This window comes from Algoriphagus oliviformis, from assembly GCF_017254915.1.
In the GTDB taxonomy this organism is placed as follows: domain Bacteria; phylum Bacteroidota; class Bacteroidia; order Cytophagales; family Cyclobacteriaceae; genus Algoriphagus; species Algoriphagus oliviformis.
Window position 1 is genome coordinate 1 of the sequence record NZ_JAFKCT010000018.1, and the last position, 23,760, is coordinate 23,760.

A 23,760-nucleotide genomic window follows, 5' to 3' on the forward strand; every position below is an offset into this window, starting at 1 on the left:
ATCACCGGTTATACATTGGAATTGAAACCAAGAATACCTGAACAACCAAAGAAGAAGAATCCATTGAAAACAGAAATTCTAACTCGATAATTGACAGAATAGTGACAACCATTTTCAGGCATAGTCATAGTATCAAGACGCAAGTATCAAGAAGCTAGAAGCAAGAGCATTGATTTTTGATTTGTGAATTACGTCCCGATGGCTATCCGGATACGAGAGCGAAACAAGGAAAGACTCTTTCTGGTAATTCTTCCGTATTATTTTTTACCGCTTGAGACGAAACCCAAGTCCCCCCAACCCCCTTTTTCAGGAATCCTGCATTCCACTGTATTCGGAATCAAAGGGGGAGTTGCCCACGGATGCTTCCAACCTCCCAACTTCCAACTTCCCAACTTCCAACTTCCCGACTTCCTACCTCCCAACTTCCTGCCTACCGGCGGGCAGGCGCTCAGCCTGACGCCTCGACTTCCAGAACATCGGACATCCGACACCGGACATCGGTCATCCCAACCTCCCCACTTCCCTCACATTTCCTTTGCCGCTCTGGGCTTTCCGAGTTAATTTCCGCCCCAATTAATATACCCAACGATTTATGTTCTCAAACCGAAAACCGACTTGGATGGGAATGGCCCTGATTTTTACGGCCGTATCCGTCCAGGCGCAAACCAAGCTTCAGCTGGCGTCCTTCGAAAACAACAAGGGCAGCTGGTCTGAAGTCGCCAAGGTCTGGGCTGATCCTACGCAGTCCAGTCACGAGCTTCATTCCGAAGGAAAAGGAAGCATCCTCCTCAACGCCCCGACCAAAAAGAAACCCGGGACAGACATCGTCTCTACCGAGAAGTTTGGTGACGGCGAATACACGCTGGTGTACATGATGGCGCCCGGCTCCAACTCCGGGCTCTACCTTCAGGGCCAGTACGAGATTCAGCTCCTCGACAGCTGGGCCAAAACCCAGGTCAAAGCTGGGGACAACGGCGGCATCTACGAGCGCTGGGATGAGTCCAAGCCAGACGGCCAAAAAGGCTACCAAGGCTACGCGCCCCGCATCAACGCCAGCAAGGCGCCCGGCGTGTGGCAAACCCTCAAGGTGCAGTTTAAGGCACCGCGGTTTTCCGCTTCCGGCCAAAAAATCGAAAATGCCCGCATCGTGTCCGCCACGCTCAACGGCGTGACCATCCACGAAGATCTGGAGCTGTTTGGCCCTACCCGTGGCGCAATGCCGGGCGGAGAAGTGGCCGAGGGCCCGATCCGAATTCAAGGAGACCATGGCGCCGTGGCCATCCAGTCTCTGGAAGTGAAGCGCTACGAGACCGAAGCTCCTGTATTTGGAGAGATCTCCTACGAGGTGTATCCGGGTTCTTTCCGCGAATTTCCACAAGTGGATACCTTGAAGGCCGCTTCCTCTGGCAAGATCGCGTCTTTCGACGAGTTTGTAGCCGGCGTGACCAGCTCCTCCCTGAGCAAGTTTGAGGGAAAAATCAACGTGAAAGCTGCCGGGAATTACACCTTCCGCATGTCTGTGCCCAACGGCATGGGAGCCATCCAGATCGGCAACACCACCGAACCAGTGGAGCTTCGAGGCGGCAACATCGTCGTGGAGAAATCCCTGCAGGCAGGGGAGGTTCCCTACGTGATCTGGGTATCCAAGCCGACTGACTGGACTGCACAGGGCTTTGGCCTGACCGCTTCCGCCGACGGCATGTGGGAACAAACCTACAGCATGCCGGCCGGAGCTACTTTCTGGTCTACCGATCCCATCTTGGTGGATACCCGCGAGACTCCCGTATTGCGGTCTTTCATCGAGCTGCCGAGCCGCAAGAAGATCTCCCATGGCATCTCCGTGTCCTCCGCCACCGGAGCGAGCTATTCCTATGACCTCAACAGCAACCAGCTGATCCGCGTATGGAGAGGTGGTTTCCTTGATGCCACTCCGATGTGGGACAGCCGTGGCAATGGCGTCTCCAGACCCGTGGGTGTGGTGACCGAGCTGAGCGAAGGCACTCCTTTGCTCCATAATGCCGACTACAGCGCGGCTTCCAAAGAGTGGCAGGCCAAAGGCTACCAGGTCCTCGGGGACGGAGCCCTGAAGTTTATGTCCGAGTCCAAGGACGGCATCCGACTCAATGACCAGGTCAAGGTGAAGGCCGATGGAAAAGGCATTGACCGTATCCTCGAGCTCAGCGGCAACAGCACCTCCATGCTGGTCTGCGTCGCGCCAGGCAAAACCCTGACCAAAGTGTCGGACAACAGCTATCTGATCGAAGAGACGGGAATGTTCCTTGTTTCTGGCCAGACTCCCCAGGTGGGTGCCGAGGGCATCTTCCTGCCTGTCACCACTTCGCTGACCTATAGCCTGCTGTTTTAATCCTGTATAGAAAGAAAAAGATATGTTTCGATTGAATATGAATTTGAAATCCTTGGCTCTGGGCGCAGCGGCGCTCGGAATGAGCTTTTCTTTGCTGGCTCAGGAGTCTCCCAAGGAAGAGGACTTCTTCAAGATCCTCAAAGTCCCCGCCCCGGAAGGCACCTTGCTGGAAGTGGGCGGCTTGACTATGATGCCCAATGGCAACCTGGCCGTATCCACCCGACGTGGGGATGTTTTCATCGTAGAAAATCCCACTTCCCAGCGTCCTTACTTCAACAAGTTTGCCTCCGGTCTCCATGAGATCCTGGGCTTGGCTTATCACGAAGGCTCCCTCTACATGGTGCAGCGCGGGGAACTCACCAAGCTGACCGACCTCAACTCCGACGGCAAGGCAGATTGGTACGAGACCATTGCCAGCTGGCCGCTTTCCGCCCACTACCACGAGTATAGCTTTGGGCCAAAGATCGCCCCCGACGGCAATTTCATCGTGACTACCAACGTCGCCTTTGGCGATCAGGAATGGTGGAGAGGCGAGAGCAAGGTGCCTTTCAGAGGCTGGACGCTGAAGATCCATCCCGACGGTACCATCGAACCTTATGCCACCGGGATGAGATCTCCTGCCGGCCCGGGTATTCTCCATGGCGAGGTGTTTTACACCGAAAACCAAGGAGACTACATGGGATCCGGAGGTCTTTGGCACCTGGAAAAAGGCGACTTCTCCGGTCACCCTGCGGGACTTCGCTGGTCAGGCTTGGAGGGTTCGCCGATCAAGATCACCCAGACGGAGTTTGATGCCGTGGTTGACCCAATGAAGATTCCACGTCCACAAGGTGGATTTGCCAAGCCGGAAAATGTCGTCGACGCTCCGTTTATCACTTTGGCGGAAGCCGAAAAATCTCTGCCAGCCATCAAGCTTCCGGCAGTTTGGTTGCCTCACGGTATTCATGGTATCTCCAACTCCGAGCCGATCATGATCCCAGACAACTACTGGGGGCCCTTTGGTGGACAGATTCTGGTAGGGGATCAGGGACAAAGCAAGATCATGCGTATCATGCTGGAAAAAGTAAACGGCGTGTACCAGGGTGCTTCCATCGATTTCAGAAGCGGATTCCAGTCCGGGGTGTTGAGACTTGTATTTGCCGAGGACCAGTCGCTGTTTGTCGGCGAGACTAACCGAGGTTGGGGCTCTGCCGGTGACGCAAACGAAGGCTTGCAGCGCCTGGTGTGGAACCGTGAGGTTTCCTTCGAAATGCGCACCGTGAAGGCGAAGCCTGACGGATTCGAGATCGAATTCACCAAGCCAGTGGACAAAAAGTCCGCCGAGGACTTGGCCTCCTACATGGTGTCCAGCTTTACCTACAAGTACTTCCCAGTCTATGGTAGCCCTCCTGTGAAGGCGATGGATCACGAGATCCTGGGCGTGGAAGTGTCCGAGGATGGCCGCAAAGTTCGCATCGCGATCAACAATCCGCAGCAGTACCATATCCACAAAATCAGCCTTCCTGGCATCCGCGAGGCGGTCAACTCCCACGAGCTGGTACACATGGATGCGTACTACACGCTGAACCAGATTCCTTCTGGCGACAAAATGGTGATCAAGCCCAAGCCGGTTCCTGCTCCTGAGCCGGTGAAAGCTGCCGCAGCTGCGCCAAAGAAGCCTGCGACTACGACGGCCGCCAAGCCAGTAGCCAATGCGGTGCCTACCGAGGCGGAGATCAAGACTTTGTTGGCCAAAAACACCTGTACGGCTTGCCACACCAAAGACAAAAAGGTGGTAGGACCTCCCTTTGTGGAGATCGCCAAGCGGGGCTACTCTGCGGAAAAGATCGTGGAGCTGATCTACAATCCCCAGCCTCAAAACTGGCCTGACTATGCAACCCCGATGGCTCCTATGCCGCAGGTGAAGCGTGAGGAAGCGATGAAGATCGCCCAGTGGATCAACAGCTTGAAATAAGCGGCGCAACTCATCAATGATAAAAAGACCGAAGTGGATACGCTTCGTTTTTTTTTTTTTCGGGGTGGACGTAGTTTTCTAGTTTTTGGACCTTTCATGAATTGTGTAATGCCTTGGCCCCCAGTTTGGCTGACAAATCCCCCTAACCCCCTTTTCAAGGGGGAATGCGTCTCTCGGTACTTCATTCGTCCAAAGGCAATTTCCAACGTCACTATTTGAAAACCCTTAGCTGACCTTTTGGACAGACTCCCCCTTTCCCAAAGGGGGCCGGGGGCTTTTTCTCCGCCTGCGCCACAACCGCTTTTTTTTTTGCTGGGGGATCATCCAGGGGCGTAGAGCAAAGGGTTTACCGAAAAGACCACGGAGTGGTCAAACCTTTCAATAGCCTCCGGTGCAACCGGTGGCCCCAAGTGGTTCCAGACGCATCCCAACCCCAACGGGGTTGAACCAATGGTGAATGGTGTAAAAAGTCTTACCCGCAAGTTCGACACCCTTCGGGGTCGGGACGACTGGAGCTGCCTAGATCCATGGGTTGCACCCATGGTTAATCAAGGTTTGACCCCTCTCGGGGTCGGTGATGAGCGAGCATGGGAGGATGTGTGGTTGGCAGCTAAAACTCAACAGTGTGAAGTCGAATCTGGTTTGTATTCCAAAACCGACCCGGAACGGGTCACATGTTCATAGGGTGATTGAGCCTATGATAGGATAGGTGCGACCCCATCGGGGTCGAATGGCTCGGTAATGTCTGCTCCTATAAACATGGCATCCCTTCGGGATGGGACTAGGCCAACTGCGAACTGGAAAGGGTATTGGAGCGGGATCCAGGGGCGTAGCTCTTCGAACTTCGTAGCGGAATTTTAAGGCATTTCCCGGTAGGAGCGTAGCTCTGCCATCTTTCCCTTGTTTGCATCAGTAAAATTATGGCGGATGTCAGGGCTACGCCCCTTGGTTTTCTCAAAACGCAGATTTCCTACCAAGAATGCAGGGCTACGCACCTAAAGCAAGCTAGACTCAGATCTGAGTCCAAGATTGCGCCTCGGAATCGCAAATTCCGAAGATCTGTGCCAAGGCTTTACCGAAAAGACCACAAAGTGGTCAAACTTTTCAATAGCCGCCTGTGCAACCGGTGGCTGGAGTTTCTTAAGTCCGTGGCATCCCTTCGGGGTGAGGCTAGGCCAATTTCAAATTCCGAAAAGCAGAGGTACGGGGATTGGCGGGAGAATTTCTATTTTCATGCTTGAAACTCCTTTTCCCGACGAGAAAAAAACACAAAAAACATGTCCATCACCAAAGAATCCGAACTCCAAGGAATGCAGCAGGTGAGCGAAGCGGTCGCCTATACGCAAAGGGAAATGCAGCGCTACGCCCAGCCGGGAATGACGACCCAGGAGCTGGATGAGTTCGGGGCGCAGTTGCTTTCCTCCTTTGGCGCCAAGTCGGCTCCCTATCTGACCTACGGTTTTCCGGGCTGGACCTGCATCAGCGTCAACCATGAGTTTTGCCATGGAATCCCCTCTCGCAAGAGAATCCTGAAGGAGGGAGATTTGACCAATATCGACGTCTCCGCGGAGCTGGGTGGGTTTTGGTCGGACAACGGCAGCTCCTTTGTACTCGGCGCAGACCGCTATGGCCATCAAGGGCTGGTGGATGCTTCCAAGGAAATCCTGCGTAAAACGATTGACAATATCAGAGCAGGGGTGAAAATCGCCGACATCGGTCAATTGATGGAGAGTGAAGCCAAAAAAAGAGGATACAAGGTGATCAAAAACCTCGGCGGCCACGGCATTGGCAGAGCGCTGCACGAGCAGCCCGACGAGCTGCTCAACTTCAAAAACCGATTTGACCAGCGTCGCTTTAAGAAAAATTCAGTCGTTGCGATTGAGACCTTTATCGCTACCCAGTCTAGCTATGCTGACACCCTCTCGGATGGATGGACCATGGTAGGAGACCGGGGAGGATTCATGGCCCAGCACGAGCATACCTTGGTGGTGACCTCGGGAAAACCCCTCATTCTGACCTCGGGAAAACCCCTCATTCTGACTGAGGGAAATGGCGTTTGGAACTAGTTTTTTCTGACTGGTTTTCCTTCCTGTTTTTTCTAAACTTGCTTTAGACGGCAGCTTGGATTGGCGGATATACCTAGCATTTCTTGTTTTTTCGGGGAAAAGGGTGGTAGCTTAAAAGCTCCGCTCTCAATCGCTGTGTCCCACAGCTGTCCTCTTGACCCGCTTGTCATGCACTTCGTCAGCTCCAATATTTACCGCAAAGCCGTCCGCCTCGCCGAGAGGGAGGGGGTGGAACCCGGGCAATTGGCACATCATCAACCGGAGCTTCGGCGCGGGGAGACCTATGTTCCCATTTCCCTGCTTTTTGAGGTGTATGAACTGGCCGATCGGTTTCTAAAGCCCGGTTTTGGACTGAGGCAGGGGACGCAGCTGGACTCAGAGGACTATGGGACGCTGGGACTTTCCTGGAAAACATGTTGGCAAGCCAAAGAGGTGCTGGAGCGTATCGAGCGGTTCATGGTCTTGGTGACGGATCACGGAAGCGTTTGCTTGGAAGAGAGCGGGGGAGTCACCTCGGTCTACCTCTATCGCGACGCGCATCGCAGGGGAATCGCCGTATCCAACGAAGCTACCCTGGTCATGCTCGTCTCCGTGCTCCGTGAGGTGACTGGACAGCGCATAGATCCGATCAAGGTCCACTTCAAGCATGATTGTGGCCATGCGGACGAGTTGAAAGTTTTTTTTCGATGCCCCGTTTCCTGTGGGCAAAAAGACAATTTGATCCAGTTTCGTAGCAGCGACCTCGCAATTCCCACGCTGAAGGCCGACCGGAGTATTCAGCAATTCCTGCTGTTGCGGATGGATGAGGAGAAACGGGGGATTTATTCCAACGCCGACAGCTTCATACGACAGCTTCAGGAACTGATCGTGGAGGCGCTTCCCAGTGGGATTCCCGGTTTGCAGCAGGTGGCCGAATGGCTGGGCATGAGCCCACGCACGCTGAAGCGACGCCTTGCTGAGAAAGGCCACAGCTTTCGCAGTCTGGTCCATCAAAAGCAGCAGGAGCTCGCAGAGGACTTGTTACGAACTACCAGCCAGTCAATCGGCGAAATATCCTTTCAGACCGGATTTTCCGAGCAAAGTGCCTTCAATCGGGCATTCAAACGCTGGACGGGAAAAGCTCCCCTTGATTTCAGAAAAAACTCCTAAGCGGCTCCTTTGGCCCCAAATGTCAAAACTCTGGCAGCTGCTGTCAAAAAAGCCAGCCAGCCAAGCGCCAACTTTACTCCATAGTTCTTTCCGGGCGGAAGCCAGCGCGCGCAAGGCTTCTTCCTTTTTGGCAAAAATTCTCAGACTTAAACTACGATCCAATGAGACAGACTGAACAACCCATGAGTAAAGGAACACTGCGCCTGATAGGTCTTTTGTACGTTTTGGTGATTGTCTGCGCTGGATTCAGCCAGGGCTATGTGCGCGCCAATCTGGTGGTGCCGGGCGATGCCTCGGCTACCGCTTCGAATATCTTGGGAAGTGAAGGGCTCTTTCGCCTAGGTTTGGCCGCGGACCTGCTCGCCTTCATCATGGACGCGGTCATTTCGGTGTTGTTTTACCAGCTGCTCAAGCCCTTTGGGAAAATCCTCGCCATGACCTCTTCAGCCCTCAGGCTGCTCGCCCATCCCGCCATCGGTTCCCTCAATCTGCTCAACCACTACCTGGCGCTCTATGTCTTGGGCGGGTCGGGGCTCCTTGCTTCCTTCGAGGCGGGGCAGTTGGAGTCCCTGAGCCTGCTGTTCATGCATGCCCACCAATACGGTTATCTCATTGCCGGAGCCTTTTTTGGAGTCCATTGTTTTTTGCTGGGAATCCTGCTCTACCGCTCGCAGGTCGTCCCGCCATTCTTCGCCTGGATGATGGGACTAGCCGCCATCGGATATTTGATGGAGAGCTTTGGAAACTTCCTTTTTCCGGGAAATGAGACTTGGCTTGCATGGGTCGTGGGCCTCTCCGCAGCCTTGGGAGAAGTGGAGCTCGCACTTTTCCTACTGATCAAAGGAGACAGAAGATGGGCAAGCAGGGAGCCAAAAGCGGCTCTGGCATAGGTGCTCTTCCTGCTTTTTCCATCCAAATCCCCAATTCCTCAGCTGCCGATCTTGTTTGGGTCGGTGGGGCCGATGGGGCTGGCACAGGGGTCGTTTTTCACCTTGGCTTCTTGGCAGCGCTTGCAGGCTTCCTCGAAGTTGTAGAGCGGGCTGGGTGGGTTTGGTTTGAAAAACAAATCCATTTGGGCCAAGGCACAGAGTGTCAGCGCATCCTTGGGATCGGGGGGATTCGGTACGCCAGTGCCGCTTTCGTTGCCAAACCACCGCTTGCTGGCCTGGGCTTTGGCATCTTCGGGCTCAAGGTTGGGATTTTCGGTGTAAAGCTTCAGGAAGGTCGCCGCTACCAGATCTTGCGCTTCGTATTGGCGGATATCGGGGATCTGTGACGCATCGGGAGTGCATTTTCCGGTGACCCCGGCAGCGATCATGTGGTTGCCGATCAGGTAGGGCGTTTCGCGTTTGGAATCGGGCCGGACTTTGAATTTGCCCGTCTGCATCACATCGACCAGGGGAATCGAATAGGGAACGCCACTGCTTTCGCCCTTGAGCGTGGGCAGGATGTCGGTGTAGGCCGTCCTAAACCATCCCGGAGCCTGGGGGTCGTAGAGGGGAGAGCCGCAGATCAGCAGAGGCAGGGTGTACTTGCTGTCCTCTGGCCAACCTGGAGGCGTGAGGTATAGCTCCAGCATGGATTTGATGTAGTCCCGGTCACTGGGCCCGTCAAAAAAGGCCGAGGCCATCATGATCGGCATGTAGTCGTTGGGGTACTCGCTTTCCCCGGAGCCCGGTGCCGCCACTGGATTCACGTCGATGAAGGTCTTGTACAGATCCACCTCAGCGGCTGGCACGCCCGCTGCGGCGAGCATCCTTCCCCAGCGCTGCATGGTCATCGCGTTTTCAAACGTGCCCGCCTGCAGCACCGCCCAAGGCGGGTAGTGGAGCAGGAGCAGGCCTTTTTGGCCGATCACGTTTAGCCCGAGTGGGGGGAAAAGCGTCCACTTTGAGGGGCCGTCATAAGGGTTCTTGTTGACCGAATAGTTTGCCATGGGGTTCCAAACCCCAAAGCGTTTCATCAGCCTTTTGCCGCGGATGGCCTTGCGGGAATTGTCCGCGTCGAAAATTTTGACGTGGCGGGCGGCAAAGGTTTTGAGCAGCTCAGTCGGCGTGCTGCCGCTGAGCTCGATGTAATAGTCCCCAGCTTCCTTATACACCCTGACCTCTTCGATCCCGGAGACCCGGTCGGCCGATAGGGAGTTTTGGGTGTAGTGGCGGATCACATCCGCCCTGGTTCGGAAGTTGAGATTTTTGTTGGCGAATTTGGCCGCGGGGAAAAGCTCGTTGAGGGTTCTGACCGGGCCGAGGGAATAGCGAAAAGTGCTCATGGGTTTTGGGGTTTAGCAGTTGGTGGGGGATTTCCATTCCGAGAAATCGGGGATCACGTTCAATCCGGCGGTACTCACCGTATCGCCGGGATTCCAAGTCGTCTTCACCCAAAAATTCAAGGCGTTTGGGAAGTTTTGCAGGAAGAGTGCGGCGTTGCCCGGCTCATTGTCAAAGGTGGCGACGACCTCGCCGTTCAGGGATTTGATCTCCTGCAGGGCCTCCCGTTTGTAGTCCACGTCTGTTTGCGTTTTTACCTTTTTGAGCTTCAGCTCACATCTTCCTTTCCAGAAAGGGAAACCGCGGTTGGTGAAGTCTAGTGCCGTGCCCAAGCCCATCCCGTTTTTCAGTCCGGGATCGCCGATGTGCCTTCCTGTGAGGTAAAAAAGCATCGCTCCGGCTTCCCAGCAGGCGTTGGCAAAGTCCACCGCGCCGGGATTGGGGAGATCGACTGCCGCGTAGTCGTCGGAGAAGAAAGTACTGCCCCAATAGTCGGTGAAAGGCTTCAGGGAGGCCGAGTTGGGATCCAGGCCGGCTTGGGTCAGGGCGGCTGAAACGCTCCAATTCATGTCGGAGAGCTTGAGGCCCGAGGCAATTTTGGCAAAGTCCGGATAGGCATCGCCTTGGTCTGCGGCGAAGTTTTGGATGATGACGAGGTTTCTCCGCGCGGTGGAAAACAGCGTGTCGTCGAGGTCAAAGACGACGATGGGCAGTTTGTCTTGGGAAGTGATGGCGGGGATGACTTGCTGAAGTGGGGATGGATCGGTCATGGGGATGGGGTTTATTTTAAAAAGAAAGTTTACTACAGGTTTAGAATTTACGGGAATCATCCAATAAATCAATGGGATAGCGCGTCTAAATCAAGGGCTCCAAGTCTGCTGGAGATCTGCCTCGTGCGGTGAAAGTCGCTAAAAACGCCTGCAACTTTGCGATCGCTGCCTCCCCGACAAAGGCCGGAGGCAAGGCCCCAAGGCCATCAATCGCCAGCTGCATGAGACTTTGGGAAAGCTCCAATAGTTCCGGGGACGCAAAACCAAAGGACGCTTTTCGCCAGAGCGATTCTATAGCTTCGCCCTTGGGCAAAAGCAGGTCCAGCGTCCGTGCCAGGGCTTGGTCCGAGTAGAGCAGCCCCGTGTAGAAAAAAGCGGGTGCCAATTGCCATTCCTTCGAAAGGGCATCGGAGGTTCGGATCTCCAGAAATCCCTTTGGACGTATTTCGGGATAGAGTAGGGAAAGGTGGTTTTTCAAGTCCGGAAGGCCGGGGTAGAGGCCTTCGATGGGGTTTTCCAGCCAAGATTCAAACGTCGTTTCCTTGGGGAATATACGGTCGCCGAGTCGCTCGATGTGGAGGACGGGCGCTTGCAGCGTAAAGTCCAGATAGGCGTTGACCAGCGCTTCCTTGCTGGGTAGGCTGCTCTTTTTCCCAATCCAAATCCCGGAGCGCTTGGGATCCAGCTGCTGCCAGATGAAACTTCGGTGGGATTTTTTTTCGGTAGGCCTACCTTCCAGCACGGATGAATTGGCGAAGATGGCTGTCGCAAAAGGCACGAGCAAGTTGGCCGCGACAAGACGCTTGATTTGGGTTTGCTCCTCCTTCCCGAAGTCGAGGTTGACATGCAGGGAGCAGGTCTGGCGCATCATCTGGATGCCGTAGGGCCCGATTTCGGAAAAATACTCCTGCAGGGCCCGATATCTGGGTTTGTCCAGCTGCAGCCCGATTTGCTCGGCCCCAAACCAAGGGTTGGTGCCGACTTGGGCGAAGTGGATGCCATGTTTTTCGGTGGTATCTGCCAGGATCTTCTGCTGAAAGTCCAGTTGGGCGATGAGCGCCGGTAGGGAAGAGCAGGGAGGGGTGACCAGCTCGATCTGGCCTCCGGGCTCGTATTGGAAAGAGGCGCCGTAGGGGAATCGGATAGGGGAGAGGGGCTCCTGTGCGAGCGGGCTTTTTCCCCAATCTATGGAAAGGCCCTGCAAGACCTCCTTCAGGCACGAGATCGTCTCTTCGAGGGACACGGGCTTAGCCAGTGTTTTTTCGGCATTGCCAAAGCGGAGAGGAAAAGTCTCCAGCTCCACACCTACCAGCCCGGGGGAAGTGGCAGGCGCTACGGGATAGTCTTTGGGCTCAAAGAGTTCCTTTTGGATGTAGGCTCTGCAGCTTTCAATGGTGAGTTGGTGGAGTTTTTTAACCATGGTTTTCCGAAAAAGTGAAAGCTTAGGATTGGTCGTGATGGGGTGAGGACTCGACGTTTTTCTCTTTGACTTGGATCTGGTCAAGCGCCTGCCACAGCGTCGGGCTTTGGAAGGCCAGTCCTCCGCCACCTCGTTTGTCTTGGCTCAGCTGTCGGTTGATGTCCGAGATCACAATCACGCCAGGCGGCTGCACGGTGGCGATCCCCCACTTGGCATGATCTTTTTCGAAGGGCCAGCTATAGCCTGTCAGGCCGATTTTTCCAAGGTCTATATCCACGATGTCTTCTGTGATCGCTGCGTTTTGCTGGTCGAGGTCGCCAAAGACGGTGCCGCGGCGCCAGGATTCCACATCGATGTCGCAGTTGAGTGTGGGGCCGATGAGGTCTTTCCAAAAGTCCCTGCCCACGTTGCTGCCCCGCGGCGGCTCGCTCCACGATTTGTTTTTGGCGATCAGGTGAAATGGACTCCCCTGCGAAGTAAGAAAACGGAGGTTTGCAGGCTGGGGAGCAGGAGATGGAGCCTCCTTGTTAGCGAATTTACAGAGCGGTTCATCGCTGCTGGATTCGGGCAAGTGGCTGGCGTACACTTGTGCTTCATTTTGGCAATGCAGGATAGCGGCGATTTGGTTGGCTGTGTCGTAGTCTTTGAGACTTACGCAGAGGTAGGTCTGGCCAAACTGCCGCTCGTAGTCCGGAAGGGTTTTTTCGCCAACTACTGGAAATCTTGGCGTGGAATGGAGGAGGTAAAATCCGCAGTCGTTTTTCTTCGAAAAAGCCAGTACTCCCTTGCTGTGTCCCAACGAACCGTTGTTTTGGGGATTGGGATTGGCCTGCGTCGGGGGGATTTCGTCGTTCCAGAGTACATAGCCGCATTCCGGGCCTCCGGAGAAAACTTGGTCCAAAGTCAATCCTAGGGCTGACTGGGAATGGTCCAGTTGGATGGGGGAGAGTGAAAGCTGGCTGGCAGGGGAGGAGTCGGCATAAAGAAACTCAAAGCCTGTGGTGTTTTTTTGAGGGCCGATCTTGACCGGAAGCTTGTAGCTGAGCCACCACTCTACGGCTTCGCCGTTTTGGTTGCTGAGGGGAGCGATCATGTGTCCTTTGGTTTTGCGGCAGCCAATCTCTCCTCCAAAACATCAAACAGTCTCGCAGCGGCGCTGACTTGGAAGATCTTCTCGATCTCCCTCGCTCCGGTGGGACTGGTCACGTTGATCTCGGTGAGGTAGTCTCCGATCACGTCGATGCCGACGAAGAGCAGCCCTCTCTCTTTGAGTTCGGGGCCGATTTGGGCGCAGATCCACTGCTCCCTTTCGCCGAGCTCAAATCCCTCCGCCCGAGCGCCCACGGCCAGGTTGCCCCGATGGTCATCGCCGCCGGGAATTCTCGCAATGCCATATTCCAGCGGGATACCATCGATGAGGAAGATGCGTTTGTCGCCTTTCTCCGCAATCTCGGGGATGTAGGCCTGCGCTTGCACATAGACCGATTCACGGTGGGTCATTTCCTCCAGGATCACATTGGTGTTTGGATCTCCTTCGGAAATGACAAAAATCGACTGTCCACCCATTTTGGAGGTAGGCTTGACGACGATCTTGTGGTGGTGTTCCAAAAATTCGCGGAGCGCGCCGGTCGAGCGGCTCAAAAGGCTGGGGGGACAGCACTGTGGAAACCAGGCCGTAAACACCTTTTCGTTGGCATCACGGAGTCCCTGGGGACTGTTGACGACCATCACGCCCTCCGCTTCGGCTCTTTCGAGGATATAAGTAGCCATGATGTACTCGATGTCAAAGGGCGGATCCTTGCGCATCAGGATGAGGTCGAGCTCTGCCAAGTTTCCGAAGGTCAGTTTTTCGATATCAAACCAAAAGTTAGGATCGTCGGCCACGCGCAGTTTTCGCATCCTGGCTTCCGTACGTCCGTCTCTCAGGGAGAGGTCGTTCAGCTCCATGTACTCGATCTGCCAGCCTCTGGTCTGGGCCTCCAGGAGAAGTGCGAGGGAGGTGTCCTTTTTGGGGTTGATGGATTGGATGGGGTCCATCACTATTCCGAGACGTTTTTGCTTCATATCGCTTAGGTTAAAATGGGCTAGGTTTGCAGTCAAAATTTTACCACTGCAATGCCCTGTTCTGATGTACTCGGTATTCAAAAGGCGAAATCCACTATTTGCTGCTGAGGCTTTCGTAGCCTTTCCAGTCCTGTTGCGGGGGAGTTTTGAGGTAGCGGTGGGCCCGATTGGCAAAAATCTCAAAGACCGGATCGCCTGCCGCTTTCTCCACCCCTTCCGAAAATATGTCCAAAGCCCTGGCGAAGTCCCTTTTGAAATAAGCTTCCATTCCCTGGTCAAGGAGGGTTTGGACGGCTTCTTTCGCCTCCCGTATCGCTGGCTCTTCCGCGTCCAAAACCTCATAGAGGCTCACCGCCAGCGCTTTTCCTTTTACCGCCACCCGATCCACCATACGAATCGAATAGCGCTTGGGATCTTCCAGGGATCGGAAGGTGTTTTCCCCGATCAAAAGCTGCGCTCCATACACCTTGGTCAGCTGCTCGATGCGCGAGGCGAGGTTGACCGTGTCGCCAAGCACGGAGCACTGCATGCGGTCGTAGGCTCCCATGGTGCCCAAGACGAGCGGGCCGGTATTGATGCCGATGCCCATTTTCAGCAGGGGATGGCCTTTTGCAGCCGAGTCGCGGTTGAAAGCCCAGAGTGACTTGGCCATGGAGATCCCAGCATCCACTGCCTGGTGCGCGGGTACGGCAAAAAGCGCGAGGATTTCGTCCCCAGAGTAGGAGTCGATGAATCCTCCAAACTCGGAAATATGCCTTCCCAGACGGCTGAAATACTCATTGAGCAGCTCAATCACCGACTGGGGGCTGAGCAGCTCGACCAGCGGGGTGAAGTTGCGGATGTCCGAAAACAGCACCGTCATGTCCATTGCCACCGACTCTCCCAGCTTGACCTTGGCAATGTCGTCATGGCCCAGATGCTTGAGAAACTGGATCGGCACAAAGTGCTGCTGGGCCTTGAGGAGCTTTTCCTGTTGCTCGTAGATGCGGGCGTTTTCTATGGAAATCGCCGCCTGCGTGGCGAGCAGCTTGATGACTTTCACGCGCTCCTCGGTGAAGGCGCTGTGGGTCAGGTTGTTTTCCAGATAGACGGCCACATTTCCCTGATTGTGGGTGGACAGGGGCACGCACATGATCGAGAGTGGTTTTTGTCCGATGATGTAGGGGTCGGAGGAAAAAGGGTTTTGCTCCCGTGCATTGCCGATGACGATGGCTTTCTTGGTGCGAAGGGCGGTGTTGATCAGTGTGATGGGCAAGAAGGCGGGATCGGCATTTTTGGAGACATGGGCAGGGTGAAACTCCTCCGGATGCTCCTCGTCGTCTTGGGCGACGATCATCAGGCGGTTTTCCTTCTGCTCCACCAGCAGGCCTGTCTTGGCCCCGGCGTTTTCGATGAGGATTTGCAGGGTGGCTTTCAGCAGCTTTCCCAATACCAGCTCCCCGGAGATCACCTGTGAGGCCCGAAAGACGGAGCTCATGTCGAGGAAGTCCGCCTTCAACGTATCGGAAGACAAGGTTCCCTCGGCATTGAGGGTAGATTGGGAAGATTTGGAGCCGCCGTAGGAGCTGGAGCCGCGGAAGATGGAATAGTGCTTTTCCATCTCTTGGGTCTTCCGATAGGCTCCCCATCGGTAGTAGAGGTAATGGGAGGCCAGGAGATAGCCCTCGGCGGCTTTGCCAAGGCCACTTCTGGTCAGGAATCGCGCAGCCATCTCGTTGGCCATGGCTTCGTCCCGGATGAACCCGTTTTGGTTGGCCAGTCGAATAGCCTGCTCGTACAGTGCGAGCGTGTCTCCTACGCTGCCGCTGATTCCGGAAAGCTCTGCTTCCATCAGCAGTAGCAGGTGCTCGAAATTTTCCGGGCAGTTTTCCGCCCACTTGCCCATCTTCTCCAGCGCTTCGTGCATTTTCAGGATCACGGGCTCCCGCTCCTCAAACTCCAGGGAGGGGAGAAACATGGCCCTGACCAAAAAGGAAACAATGTAGAAGCGCACAGACTGGGGCAGGGACATGACGGAAGCCATGAGCTTTTCCTGCTCGATGATGTGGGGCAAGGCTCCCTCAGGATCGTTGTACAGCAGATGAATTTCGGCCTTGTAGATGTGGTAGTTTGCTATTCCGGTCATGAAGTGCCTTTCCAGCATGCCGCTGACGCATTCCATCTCGTCAAAGCCATCGTCGGTGAGGGAAAACTGACCGTGCGTCAATCCCTGGAAGTTTTGCTGCATCTGCAGGAAAAGCGTGCCCGAGTCATAGGAGTCTTGGTATTCGCATTCCTTGACGATCAGCAGGAGCTTGCGCTGCTCACAGGAGGCTGTCTCCAGATCCAGTTTGGGATCCCAAATGATGCAGTCCTGCGCGCTGTAGGCCAGGTACAGCAAGTCTCCCGACTGGTAGCCGGCCTTGATGGCTTTTTGGAACCAGGGCGTCATGCTCGACCAGTGCTCACTCCAATGGTGTACAAACATGGTGTACACATAGATGATCCTGGAGCGGAGGGAGATGTCGTCAAATTTTTCGATCAGGCTCACCGCCAACTCCCCGTATTTGAAGCCTTCGGCGGGATTTTCAAAATATCCGGAAAGCAGCATCGCATAGCCCGCGTAGGCAAAGGCGGTCTCTGGACTATTACCATAGACCAAGGCGATATTGACTGATTTCAACACCAAATAGGGAAACATCCGGCCCGTGCCGGACAAGAAGGCGGCGGGAAAGATCTCCATCAGGAGCTGGCTGGCAATGCGTGCCTTTTCGTCGCTGACGGGTGGGTTGTGGATCAGCTCCGAGACGGGTCTTCCGTTCAGGTTTTTGGCCACCTGCCGGACTTCCTCTGCCACGTCCTCCAGCTCGGGCACTTGGATCAGGTCAAAACCGAGAATGCGGAGTCCCTGGTAGGCTGCTTTGATGGATTCGGGCAGTTTGCCGATGGTGGCGTATTGGCGGGTTCTGACTGCCAGCACCAGCCCCTGCTCCACGGGTGTTTTGGCGTGGCGGAGCATGATTTCGGTCCAGTCGTCCGCATTTTTCCAGTCTCCGGTGAGGTAAAAGCAGCTTTGCAGCTCTTCGCTAAGCCGCCACATCAGCGCATAGTCGCTGGCCCAGGTGTCGGGATCCAGCATTTCGAGGCTGATCTTGAGATAGCCCAAAGCGGCCTCGTAAGCCGAGGAATGTCGGGCTTTGACACCTGCGTCAAGGTTGAGGCGGGCGAGTTCTTTTCTTTCCTTTGGATCGGAGACGAGCCGACGGCCTTCATTGAGGTGACCGACGACGTCGATCAGGGTTTCGTCCAGCTCCTTGGGACTGCTGTGAGCCAGGATGAGCCGGCCGATGGAGAGGTGCAGGGCTTGCTTTTTCTCCTGCGGAATCATGGAGTAAGCCGCCTGCTGGACCCGGTCATGCTGAAAGCGATAGCTGGGGTTTAGCAAGTCTGACAGTCCGTCGTCTTGGGGCTGGGAGGTGTCGGCCCAGTCTCTCTCCGCCACACCGACGAACTTGTAGTCCTCGTTTAGGGGAATGATCATGTTGGCGCGGATGGCCTCGTACAGCTCTGCGGCGGTGGTTTCCATGCTGGCCTCCCGGATGATGGACAGGGTCCGCAGGTCAAAGGACGCGCCGATGCAGGCGGCTAGCTGGAGGATGTGTTGGGTGGATTCGCTGAGTCTATGCTGCCCGGACACCAGGAAGTCAATCACGCTGTCGCTGTTTTCGGAGCTTTTCACCGCCTCCAGATCCCAATCCCAGCGGCCGTTTTTGAGATCGAAAAAGACCACTCCCCGCTCGTGGAGATCCTTTAGAAGTTCGATGGTGAAAAAGGGGTTGCCTCCGGTTTTTTTATACAGAATCGTGCTGAGCTCTTTGGATCTTCCGTTTTCACAGCTCAGCGTATCCTGCACGATTTGGTTCACGGCGTACTGGCTGAGCGGCTCCAGCTGCAGCTGCCTGACCTCGCGCTTCTTTTTGATCTCCTCCAAAGTCAGGGTCAGGGGATGGGTGGCATCTACCGCATTGTCCCTAAACGCTCCGATCAGCAGGACATGGCGAAGCTCGATGGCAGTGACCAGGCGATGGATCAGGTTTAGTGTAGGGATGTCACTCCACTGGAGGTCGTCGAGGAAAATGACCAAAGGATGCTCCTCGGAAGCAAAAACCTTGACGAAATTCAGAAAGAGGATCAAAAACCGGTTTTGCGTCTCCGCCGGGGAAAGCTCCTGTACAGGGGGCTGCTTGCCGATGACAAGCTCCAGCTCGGGAATGAGCTCGATGATCAGCTGTCCATTGGTGTCGAGGGCGGCGGTGATTTTCTTTGACCATTCGTCCAGACGCTCTTTGGGCTCTCCCAAAAGCTGTCGGATCAGGTCTCGGAAGGCGCTCGCCAATGCGATGTAGGGGGCGTTTTGGCGAAACTGGTCAAACTTGCCATGGATGAGGTAGCCCCGTTTTTTTGCAATGGATCGGCCCAGCTCCTGGACCAAGACGGACTTTCCCACTCCCGAATATCCTGATACCAGGCAAAACTCCACCGAGCCATAGCTGGTGTTTTCGAAGTAGGTTTCGAGGCGATTCAGCTCCTCCGATCTTCCGTAGAGTTTTTGGGGTACTTGGAATAGCCTTGAGACGTCCGACTCGGCAAGGGTGACGCTGCTGGCAGTGGCCCCCTTTTGGAAGAGCTCTTGGGCTTTTGCGAGATCCGCTGCCAGCCCAAAACTGCTCTGGTAGCGATCTTCGGCATTTTTTGCCATCATTTTTTCCACGATATCCGAGACCATCTTGGGTACCTTGGGATTGACGGATGAGGGAGCCGGAGGCTGGCGGCTGATATGGCAATGCACCCACTCCAGGGCGTCTTTGGCCTCAAAAGGGAGCCTGCCGCAGAGCAGCTCGAAAAAGGAAATGCCGAGTGTGTAGCAGTCGGTGCGGTAGTCTATGTCCCGGTTCATGCGGCCGGTCTGTTCCGGGGCCATGTAGGGGAGCGAGCCCTCGATATTGTTGAGCAGGGCGACGTCCTGATGCTCTCGGGAGAGCTCGGAGGCGGCGCTGAAGTCGATCAGTCTAATTTCCAGAGTTTTGGGATCGACCAGGATGTTTCTGGGGACGAGGTCTTTGTGGATGACGCCCTTCTCGTGCATTTTGCCGATGCAGTGGACTAGGGGGATAGCGATGGCAAAAAACTGCTCGGCGGGTAGCATGCGCTGCGGCTGCGCCTCGATGTATTCTGCCAGCGAGATGCCAAAGAGCTCTAGGGACATGGCAAGCTTGCCGTTTCCGTATTCGACGAGGGAATGGGCCTGGATGATGCCCTCGTCTTGGAGTTTGCTGATGATTTGGTATTCCCTTCGGAGGCTGGCAAGGTGTTCTTTTTTGGGGTAGGGCTCGCTCAGGGTCTTGAGCGCGACGAGAGCGCCGTCTTTTTCCCTCCGCGCCGAATAGAGGAGGTGGGGGAAAAACTCCCCCAAAACTCCCTCCACGATATACCCTGGAATGGTCTCAGTCTGTAGTCTATCGTGGAGGTTTTTCACAAATCAAACGTTGAAAAATTGAGCGATGGTCCTGTGGTATTCTTCCTGCGCGTCACCCTTCAGCGGATAGCCGTGCCCACAGAGGGCGTGCTCGAAGGGGATCTGCTTCAGTCGGACGAAGTCCTCGGGCTTGGGCTGGCTTTCGTGCAGCCATGCTAGCCCCAGGCCGGCTTTTTTGAAGAAATTCATCTTCTCCATGGTAGGGACGGTGTCCTCGTCGAAAAACTGGTCTGGCTCTATCCAGTTTTGCAGCGAGTCGCAGGCGATCATGATGCCGCCCTCCCGGTCGATGCGAATGATTCCTTCGGGCCGGGCCACCGTCTTGAATTCAAAGAAGGAGGCATTGCCAAAAGGCAGTTCGCCCCCTTCTTTGAGTTTCTTGTCCACGGTCAGCCCCTCCTGCACACGCATGCCCGGCATGGCCCAAAATGTCGCTCCGTAGCGATCCACATAGAAGGGGTCGTCCACCCCGTGCATGTCGCCGATGCGCACCACGTGGGTCACTTTCCCCAGCGTGTCGAGCTCCGCAAGGGCCTCTTCTTTGAGCCGAACGGAATTGATGATGGTCAGTGCTCCGTTTTCCCGGACTATGGTCATGTTGCGACTAAACTGCCACATCGAGCCGAAAAACTCGTTTTTCATCGTTCCGGTGACGAAAAAAACGTCTTCGAATACCTCTTGTATCGGCCCGTGGGGCATGGCTGGGTGGTATTGTTTCATCTTAAAGTCAAGCTAGGGTTTGTTTGGTACTGCTTTTATAAATATCCACATTTTTTTGGGCTAAACCGTATCAAAACTGTATTTGCCTGCATATTCAAACTCCTTTGCATACTCGTTGAGGTAGGCGTTGAGATAGCGTTTGCCCGGCTCGGAGATCTGGCCTTTTTTGATCTCTTCCAGCGTTTCGGTGCCGGTGCTGGTGTCGTGTCTTTTGAGGAAAAAGAGCGTCATGTCCTTTCCCCCAAAAAGCTTGGCGATCACTTGGAGCTTGGGTCGGGCTTTTCCCATGTCAAAAACGAATCCCCACAGCGCGGTCAGGCTGGCATGCGCCGCCAAAGTCGTAGCGCTGTAGTTGGGGAATTCGCCTGCCGGAGGCTGGAAAATCGGATAGTCGTAGTCCGGGAGGAGCTCATGGCGCTCTAGGTCCCGGATGTAGGATTTGCTGAGACCCGCGGCTTTGGCACCCTTGAGGATGATGTTTAGGTAGCGACTGGTGGGAAGACAGGAGTCGTCTATGAAGTCAGGCAGCCCGACGTAGGCCAGCGCTTTGGTCGGGCCAGACGCAGTGTCTACCTCGACTTCGACCCGATCATAGGCCGCTCCGTAGGACTCCATCAGGTCTAGGGACACTAGATCCGCGTCCTGGCAGAGGTGCACGACTCCCTCGACTTGGTCAGTGGGCCGATCCGAAGGCTCGATGTTTCCCATTCCCCCTTCATGCCTAAACCAATGCTGCACGTTGAAGCGCAGGCGCCAGCCGGGAAGTTTTGCTTTGACAGACTGGAGCGGCTCCACTCCCTTGGCACGGAGTGAAATCATGTTGATGTTTGATCCGTAGCCGAAATAGTAAAACATAACAGTGCTGGCTTGTAGTGATCCCCTTGTCAAGTTGTTTGCATTTGGCCGGTTCTGACGATTGCACAGGAGTTTCTATAAAAGTTGCAAGTCTTGAGGCGAAATGGCTGGTCTGTTTTCTTGGACTGGTTAGGCTTTACTGGGTCTATGTACTGTTAAAAGGCTTGTTTTCAAAGGCTAATTGATACGATGACAACCTTGTGGTCAAGTACTGGTAAATTGTATGACTTGGTTTTTAATATAGGATTTTATCCGGATAATTTTACTTAATTTAAGATAATAATAGTTGCCGATGCGGACTTTGCATCGATTTGACTTTGGATTTTTCTCTCATTTTTCACTTAAAATATTTTCCCAATGGCCACTTACCTTGTCAGCAGAAGCGATTCAAACAGCAATTACCAAGTCTGGAGCTTCGACCCATCCCAGCGCGATGCCTTTACCCAAGTCCCTATCTCCAAAAGTGCCAGTTTTGATTCTGGCCTAAACCTGGCTCCCATAGGAGGCTATCTGCTTTCATGGGGAGCGGGGCAGCCGGCCGGCAAAGGGACGGCTTTTCCCTACCGGCTCTTTGAATTTGACCCCAGCTCCCAAGACCCCCTGGCCGGGAATACCGTGCAGCAGGGAAGCTGGTCTTCGGGGAAGTTTTGGGGCTATCGAGGCCACTACTCGAGCAATCCCAATGAGCAGAAGGAGCTCCCGCTGATCTCCATGGGCAACTTCATGTTGTTTTTTGTCGCGGGCGAGGGTAGGGGCACTTACATGCTGTACAATTTTGACCCAAACTTTGTCAACCCGATGAGTTCTGACCCCCTGCCGAGCACCTACACTCCCCAGGGCGGATTTCCTTCCATAGAGGCGGGCCACGAGCTGATTTGTGTCAACAACTATGTGATCGACCGCTACGGCGATGGATCGGATGTGAGGATCTGGAGCTTTGATCCGCAAAACACGGTGCCACTGTCCATTCCCGAAGTGTGGTGCGGCAATTGGGATGGGATAGACTCTCGGCATCAGATCGTGCCGGTGGGGGAAAAGATACTGACCTGGATTCCGGGCAAGCCGACTTTCCACCTTTGGGAGTTTCAGCCCGGGAGCGATCAGCCATTTCGAAAGGTCATCAACCGAGGTACTTTGCCTGACGCGATCAAGGACAGCTCTTCGCTGCTGGCGGTCTTGACCAAGACCCAAAACGTGACGGTGGGCGATCCCCAGCCGGGCACGATCGAGTACATGAGATCCAAGATCAAGCATGTGGTCTACTACACGTTGGAAAGCCGTTCTTTTGACAATGTGTGTGGCTGGCTGTATGAAAAAGACAAGTCGCCAATCAACTTTATCGGTTCCAACAGGCCTTTTGATGGAGCGAGCACCAAGTATTTCAACAAAGACGGCAGCAAGAAAATCTACCAGTCCAAGTTCCAGAATGGACAGCTGAGCAACGACTGGGATCTCTCCGACCAGAGACAGGATCCTTTCCACGACAATTCGGACGGCTTGCACCAGATGTTCTATGACAAGCGACCGGGCTATGCGGGCCGCGCCAAGCCCGACATGGGAGGCTTTGTGAAAAACAACTCCACTGATGATGTGATGCTGACCCTGACGCCGGAGCAGCTGCCGGTCCTCAACGGCCTGGCGGCAAACTACGCCATCAGCGATGAGTGGTTTTGCTCCGTGCCAGGCGGGACGGACATCAATAGGGCCTTTGCGGTGACGGGATCGGGGATGAACCGCCTCGATACGTGGGAAGGCGGGAGCATCTATGCCAATTGGCCCCAGTATCCGCGTCGGCAGTCGCTCTGGAAGCTGCTCTGGAACAACGGTATCAAGGACTGGTCTATCTATAACTCCATCGCCTGGGCGGACAATCCCTTCACCTACCACCTCTACCTCGAGGGCCAAAGCCCAAGCATAGACCAGAGTGCGATGAAGCTCATCGGGGGGATCGAGAGCTTTAAGATCCAGGCCAACTATGGAACCTTGCCTTCTTTCAGCTTTTTGGAGCCGGTATGGATTGCTCCATCCGGTACCTCCTCCTATCATCCAGGAGCGAGCCTGGTGCCGGGTGAGATCACGCTCAATGAGATCTACGAGGCGATCAAGAATGGTCCCAACTGGGAAAGTACGCTGCTGGTCATCACCTTTTCCAAAAACGGCGGCATCTACGACCACGTGGCCCCTCCCTACGGCGCAAAGCCCTGGCCCAACGACCAGCGGGATGGCTTTGGCTTTGACCTGCTGGGGCCGAGGGTGCCTGCGATCATGGTGTCTCCCTGGATCAAGAAAAACACGGTAATCCGCTCGGGTGGGTCGATACCCTTTGACTCGACTTCCTTTGCGGCGACACTGCTGAATTGGTTTGGCATTCCCAAGTCCCGTTGGGGGTTGGGAGACAGAATGGACCAGACTCCGACCTTCGAAAGTGTCTTTCAGGAGACCGTCGCCAGAGCCGATGCCCCGACGCTCACGGTGCCCTATGACAAGGGCTTTCCCAAAGCCCAGTAGGGACCAAAACCGCAATGCCCCCTGCAAGCATTCCGCAAGCAGGGGGCATTTTGGTGTTTGGATGAATCTTGGGTGATGGGTACTAGCTGAAAAAGTCCGGTGTT

At 54.9% G+C, this 23,760-nt stretch carries 14 protein-coding genes; 6 read left to right on the forward strand and 8 right to left on the reverse strand.

Annotated elements, in window-relative coordinates; translation table 11 throughout:
* The first annotated feature begins 625 nt into the window (after window positions 1–625).
* The 5 genes from J0A68_RS22065 (at window position 626) to J0A68_RS22085 (ending at window position 8,424) form a co-directional block, all read left to right on the forward strand.
* Entirely contained in the window at window positions 626–2,365 is a 1,740-nt protein-coding gene (locus J0A68_RS22065; protein ID WP_206580431.1) for a 3-keto-disaccharide hydrolase, read from the forward strand.
* 37 nt (window positions 2,366–2,402) lie between these two features.
* Window positions 2,403–4,319 carry a c-type cytochrome gene (locus J0A68_RS22070; RefSeq protein WP_236025723.1) on the forward strand — a complete coding sequence of 639 codons (1,917 nt, stop codon included), beginning with the start codon at window positions 2,403–2,405 and terminating at the stop codon, window positions 4,317–4,319.
* A gap of 1,277 nt (window positions 4,320–5,596) precedes the next feature.
* Window positions 5,597–6,385, forward strand: a complete 789-nt coding sequence (map, locus tag J0A68_RS22075; RefSeq protein ID WP_206580433.1) for a type I methionyl aminopeptidase — start codon at window positions 5,597–5,599, stop codon at window positions 6,383–6,385.
* 168 nt (window positions 6,386–6,553) lie between these two features.
* Window positions 6,554–7,534, forward strand: coding sequence for a helix-turn-helix domain-containing protein (locus J0A68_RS22080; RefSeq protein WP_206580434.1), 981 nt, complete (start codon window positions 6,554–6,556; stop codon window positions 7,532–7,534).
* 182 nt (window positions 7,535–7,716) lie between these two features.
* On the forward strand, window positions 7,717–8,424 hold the full coding sequence (locus J0A68_RS22085; protein ID WP_206580435.1) for a DUF4386 domain-containing protein: 708 nt from the start codon (window positions 7,717–7,719) through the stop codon (window positions 8,422–8,424).
* A gap of 38 nt (window positions 8,425–8,462) precedes the next feature.
* Here the strand turns inward: J0A68_RS22085 and J0A68_RS22090 are convergent, their stop codons facing one another.
* The 8 genes from J0A68_RS22090 to J0A68_RS22125 all read right to left on the reverse strand — a co-directional run bounded on the left by J0A68_RS22090 (window position 8,463) and on the right by J0A68_RS22125 (window position 21,148).
* The gene (locus tag J0A68_RS22090; protein WP_206580436.1) at window positions 8,463–9,806 is read right to left on the reverse strand and encodes a hypothetical protein; all 1,344 of its coding nucleotides are present in this window, start codon (window positions 9,804–9,806) and stop codon (window positions 8,463–8,465) included.
* A gap of 12 nt (window positions 9,807–9,818) precedes the next feature.
* On the reverse strand, window positions 9,819–10,574 hold the full coding sequence (locus J0A68_RS22095) for an HAD family hydrolase (protein ID WP_206580437.1): 756 nt from the start codon (window positions 10,572–10,574) through the stop codon (window positions 9,819–9,821).
* An 85-nt stretch (window positions 10,575–10,659) separates the two neighbouring features.
* Window positions 10,660–11,994: a glutamate-cysteine ligase family protein gene (locus J0A68_RS22100; RefSeq protein ID WP_206580438.1), complete on the reverse strand. Its 1,335-nt coding sequence runs from the start codon at window positions 11,992–11,994 to the stop codon at window positions 10,660–10,662.
* 22 nt (window positions 11,995–12,016) lie between these two features.
* Entirely contained in the window at window positions 12,017–13,087 is a 1,071-nt protein-coding gene (locus J0A68_RS22105; RefSeq protein WP_206580439.1) for a deoxyribonuclease II family protein, read from the reverse strand.
* Entirely contained in the window at window positions 13,084–14,058 is a 975-nt protein-coding gene (gene gshB, locus J0A68_RS22110) for a glutathione synthase (RefSeq protein WP_206580440.1), read from the reverse strand. The genes J0A68_RS22105 and gshB overlap by 4 nt, the downstream gene beginning before the upstream one ends.
* Before the next feature lie 94 nt (window positions 14,059–14,152).
* A complete protein-coding gene (locus J0A68_RS22115; RefSeq protein WP_206580441.1) occupies window positions 14,153–19,573 on the reverse strand; it encodes an AAA family ATPase in 5,421 nt (1,806 codons plus the stop codon).
* A gap of 3 nt (window positions 19,574–19,576) precedes the next feature.
* Window positions 19,577–20,293: a hypothetical protein gene (locus tag J0A68_RS22120; protein WP_206580442.1), complete on the reverse strand. Its 717-nt coding sequence runs from the start codon at window positions 20,291–20,293 to the stop codon at window positions 19,577–19,579.
* 60 nt (window positions 20,294–20,353) lie between these two features.
* Window positions 20,354–21,148, reverse strand: a complete 795-nt coding sequence (locus tag J0A68_RS22125) for a gamma-glutamylcyclotransferase family protein (RefSeq protein ID WP_206580443.1) — start codon at window positions 21,146–21,148, stop codon at window positions 20,354–20,356.
* A 357-nt stretch (window positions 21,149–21,505) separates the two neighbouring features.
* Between J0A68_RS22125 and J0A68_RS22130 the strand changes: the two genes are divergently transcribed.
* Complete coding sequence (locus J0A68_RS22130) at window positions 21,506–23,656, forward strand: alkaline phosphatase family protein (RefSeq protein ID WP_206580444.1); 2,151 nt, start codon at window positions 21,506–21,508, stop codon at window positions 23,654–23,656.
* Window positions 23,657–23,760: the final 104 nt, after the last annotated feature.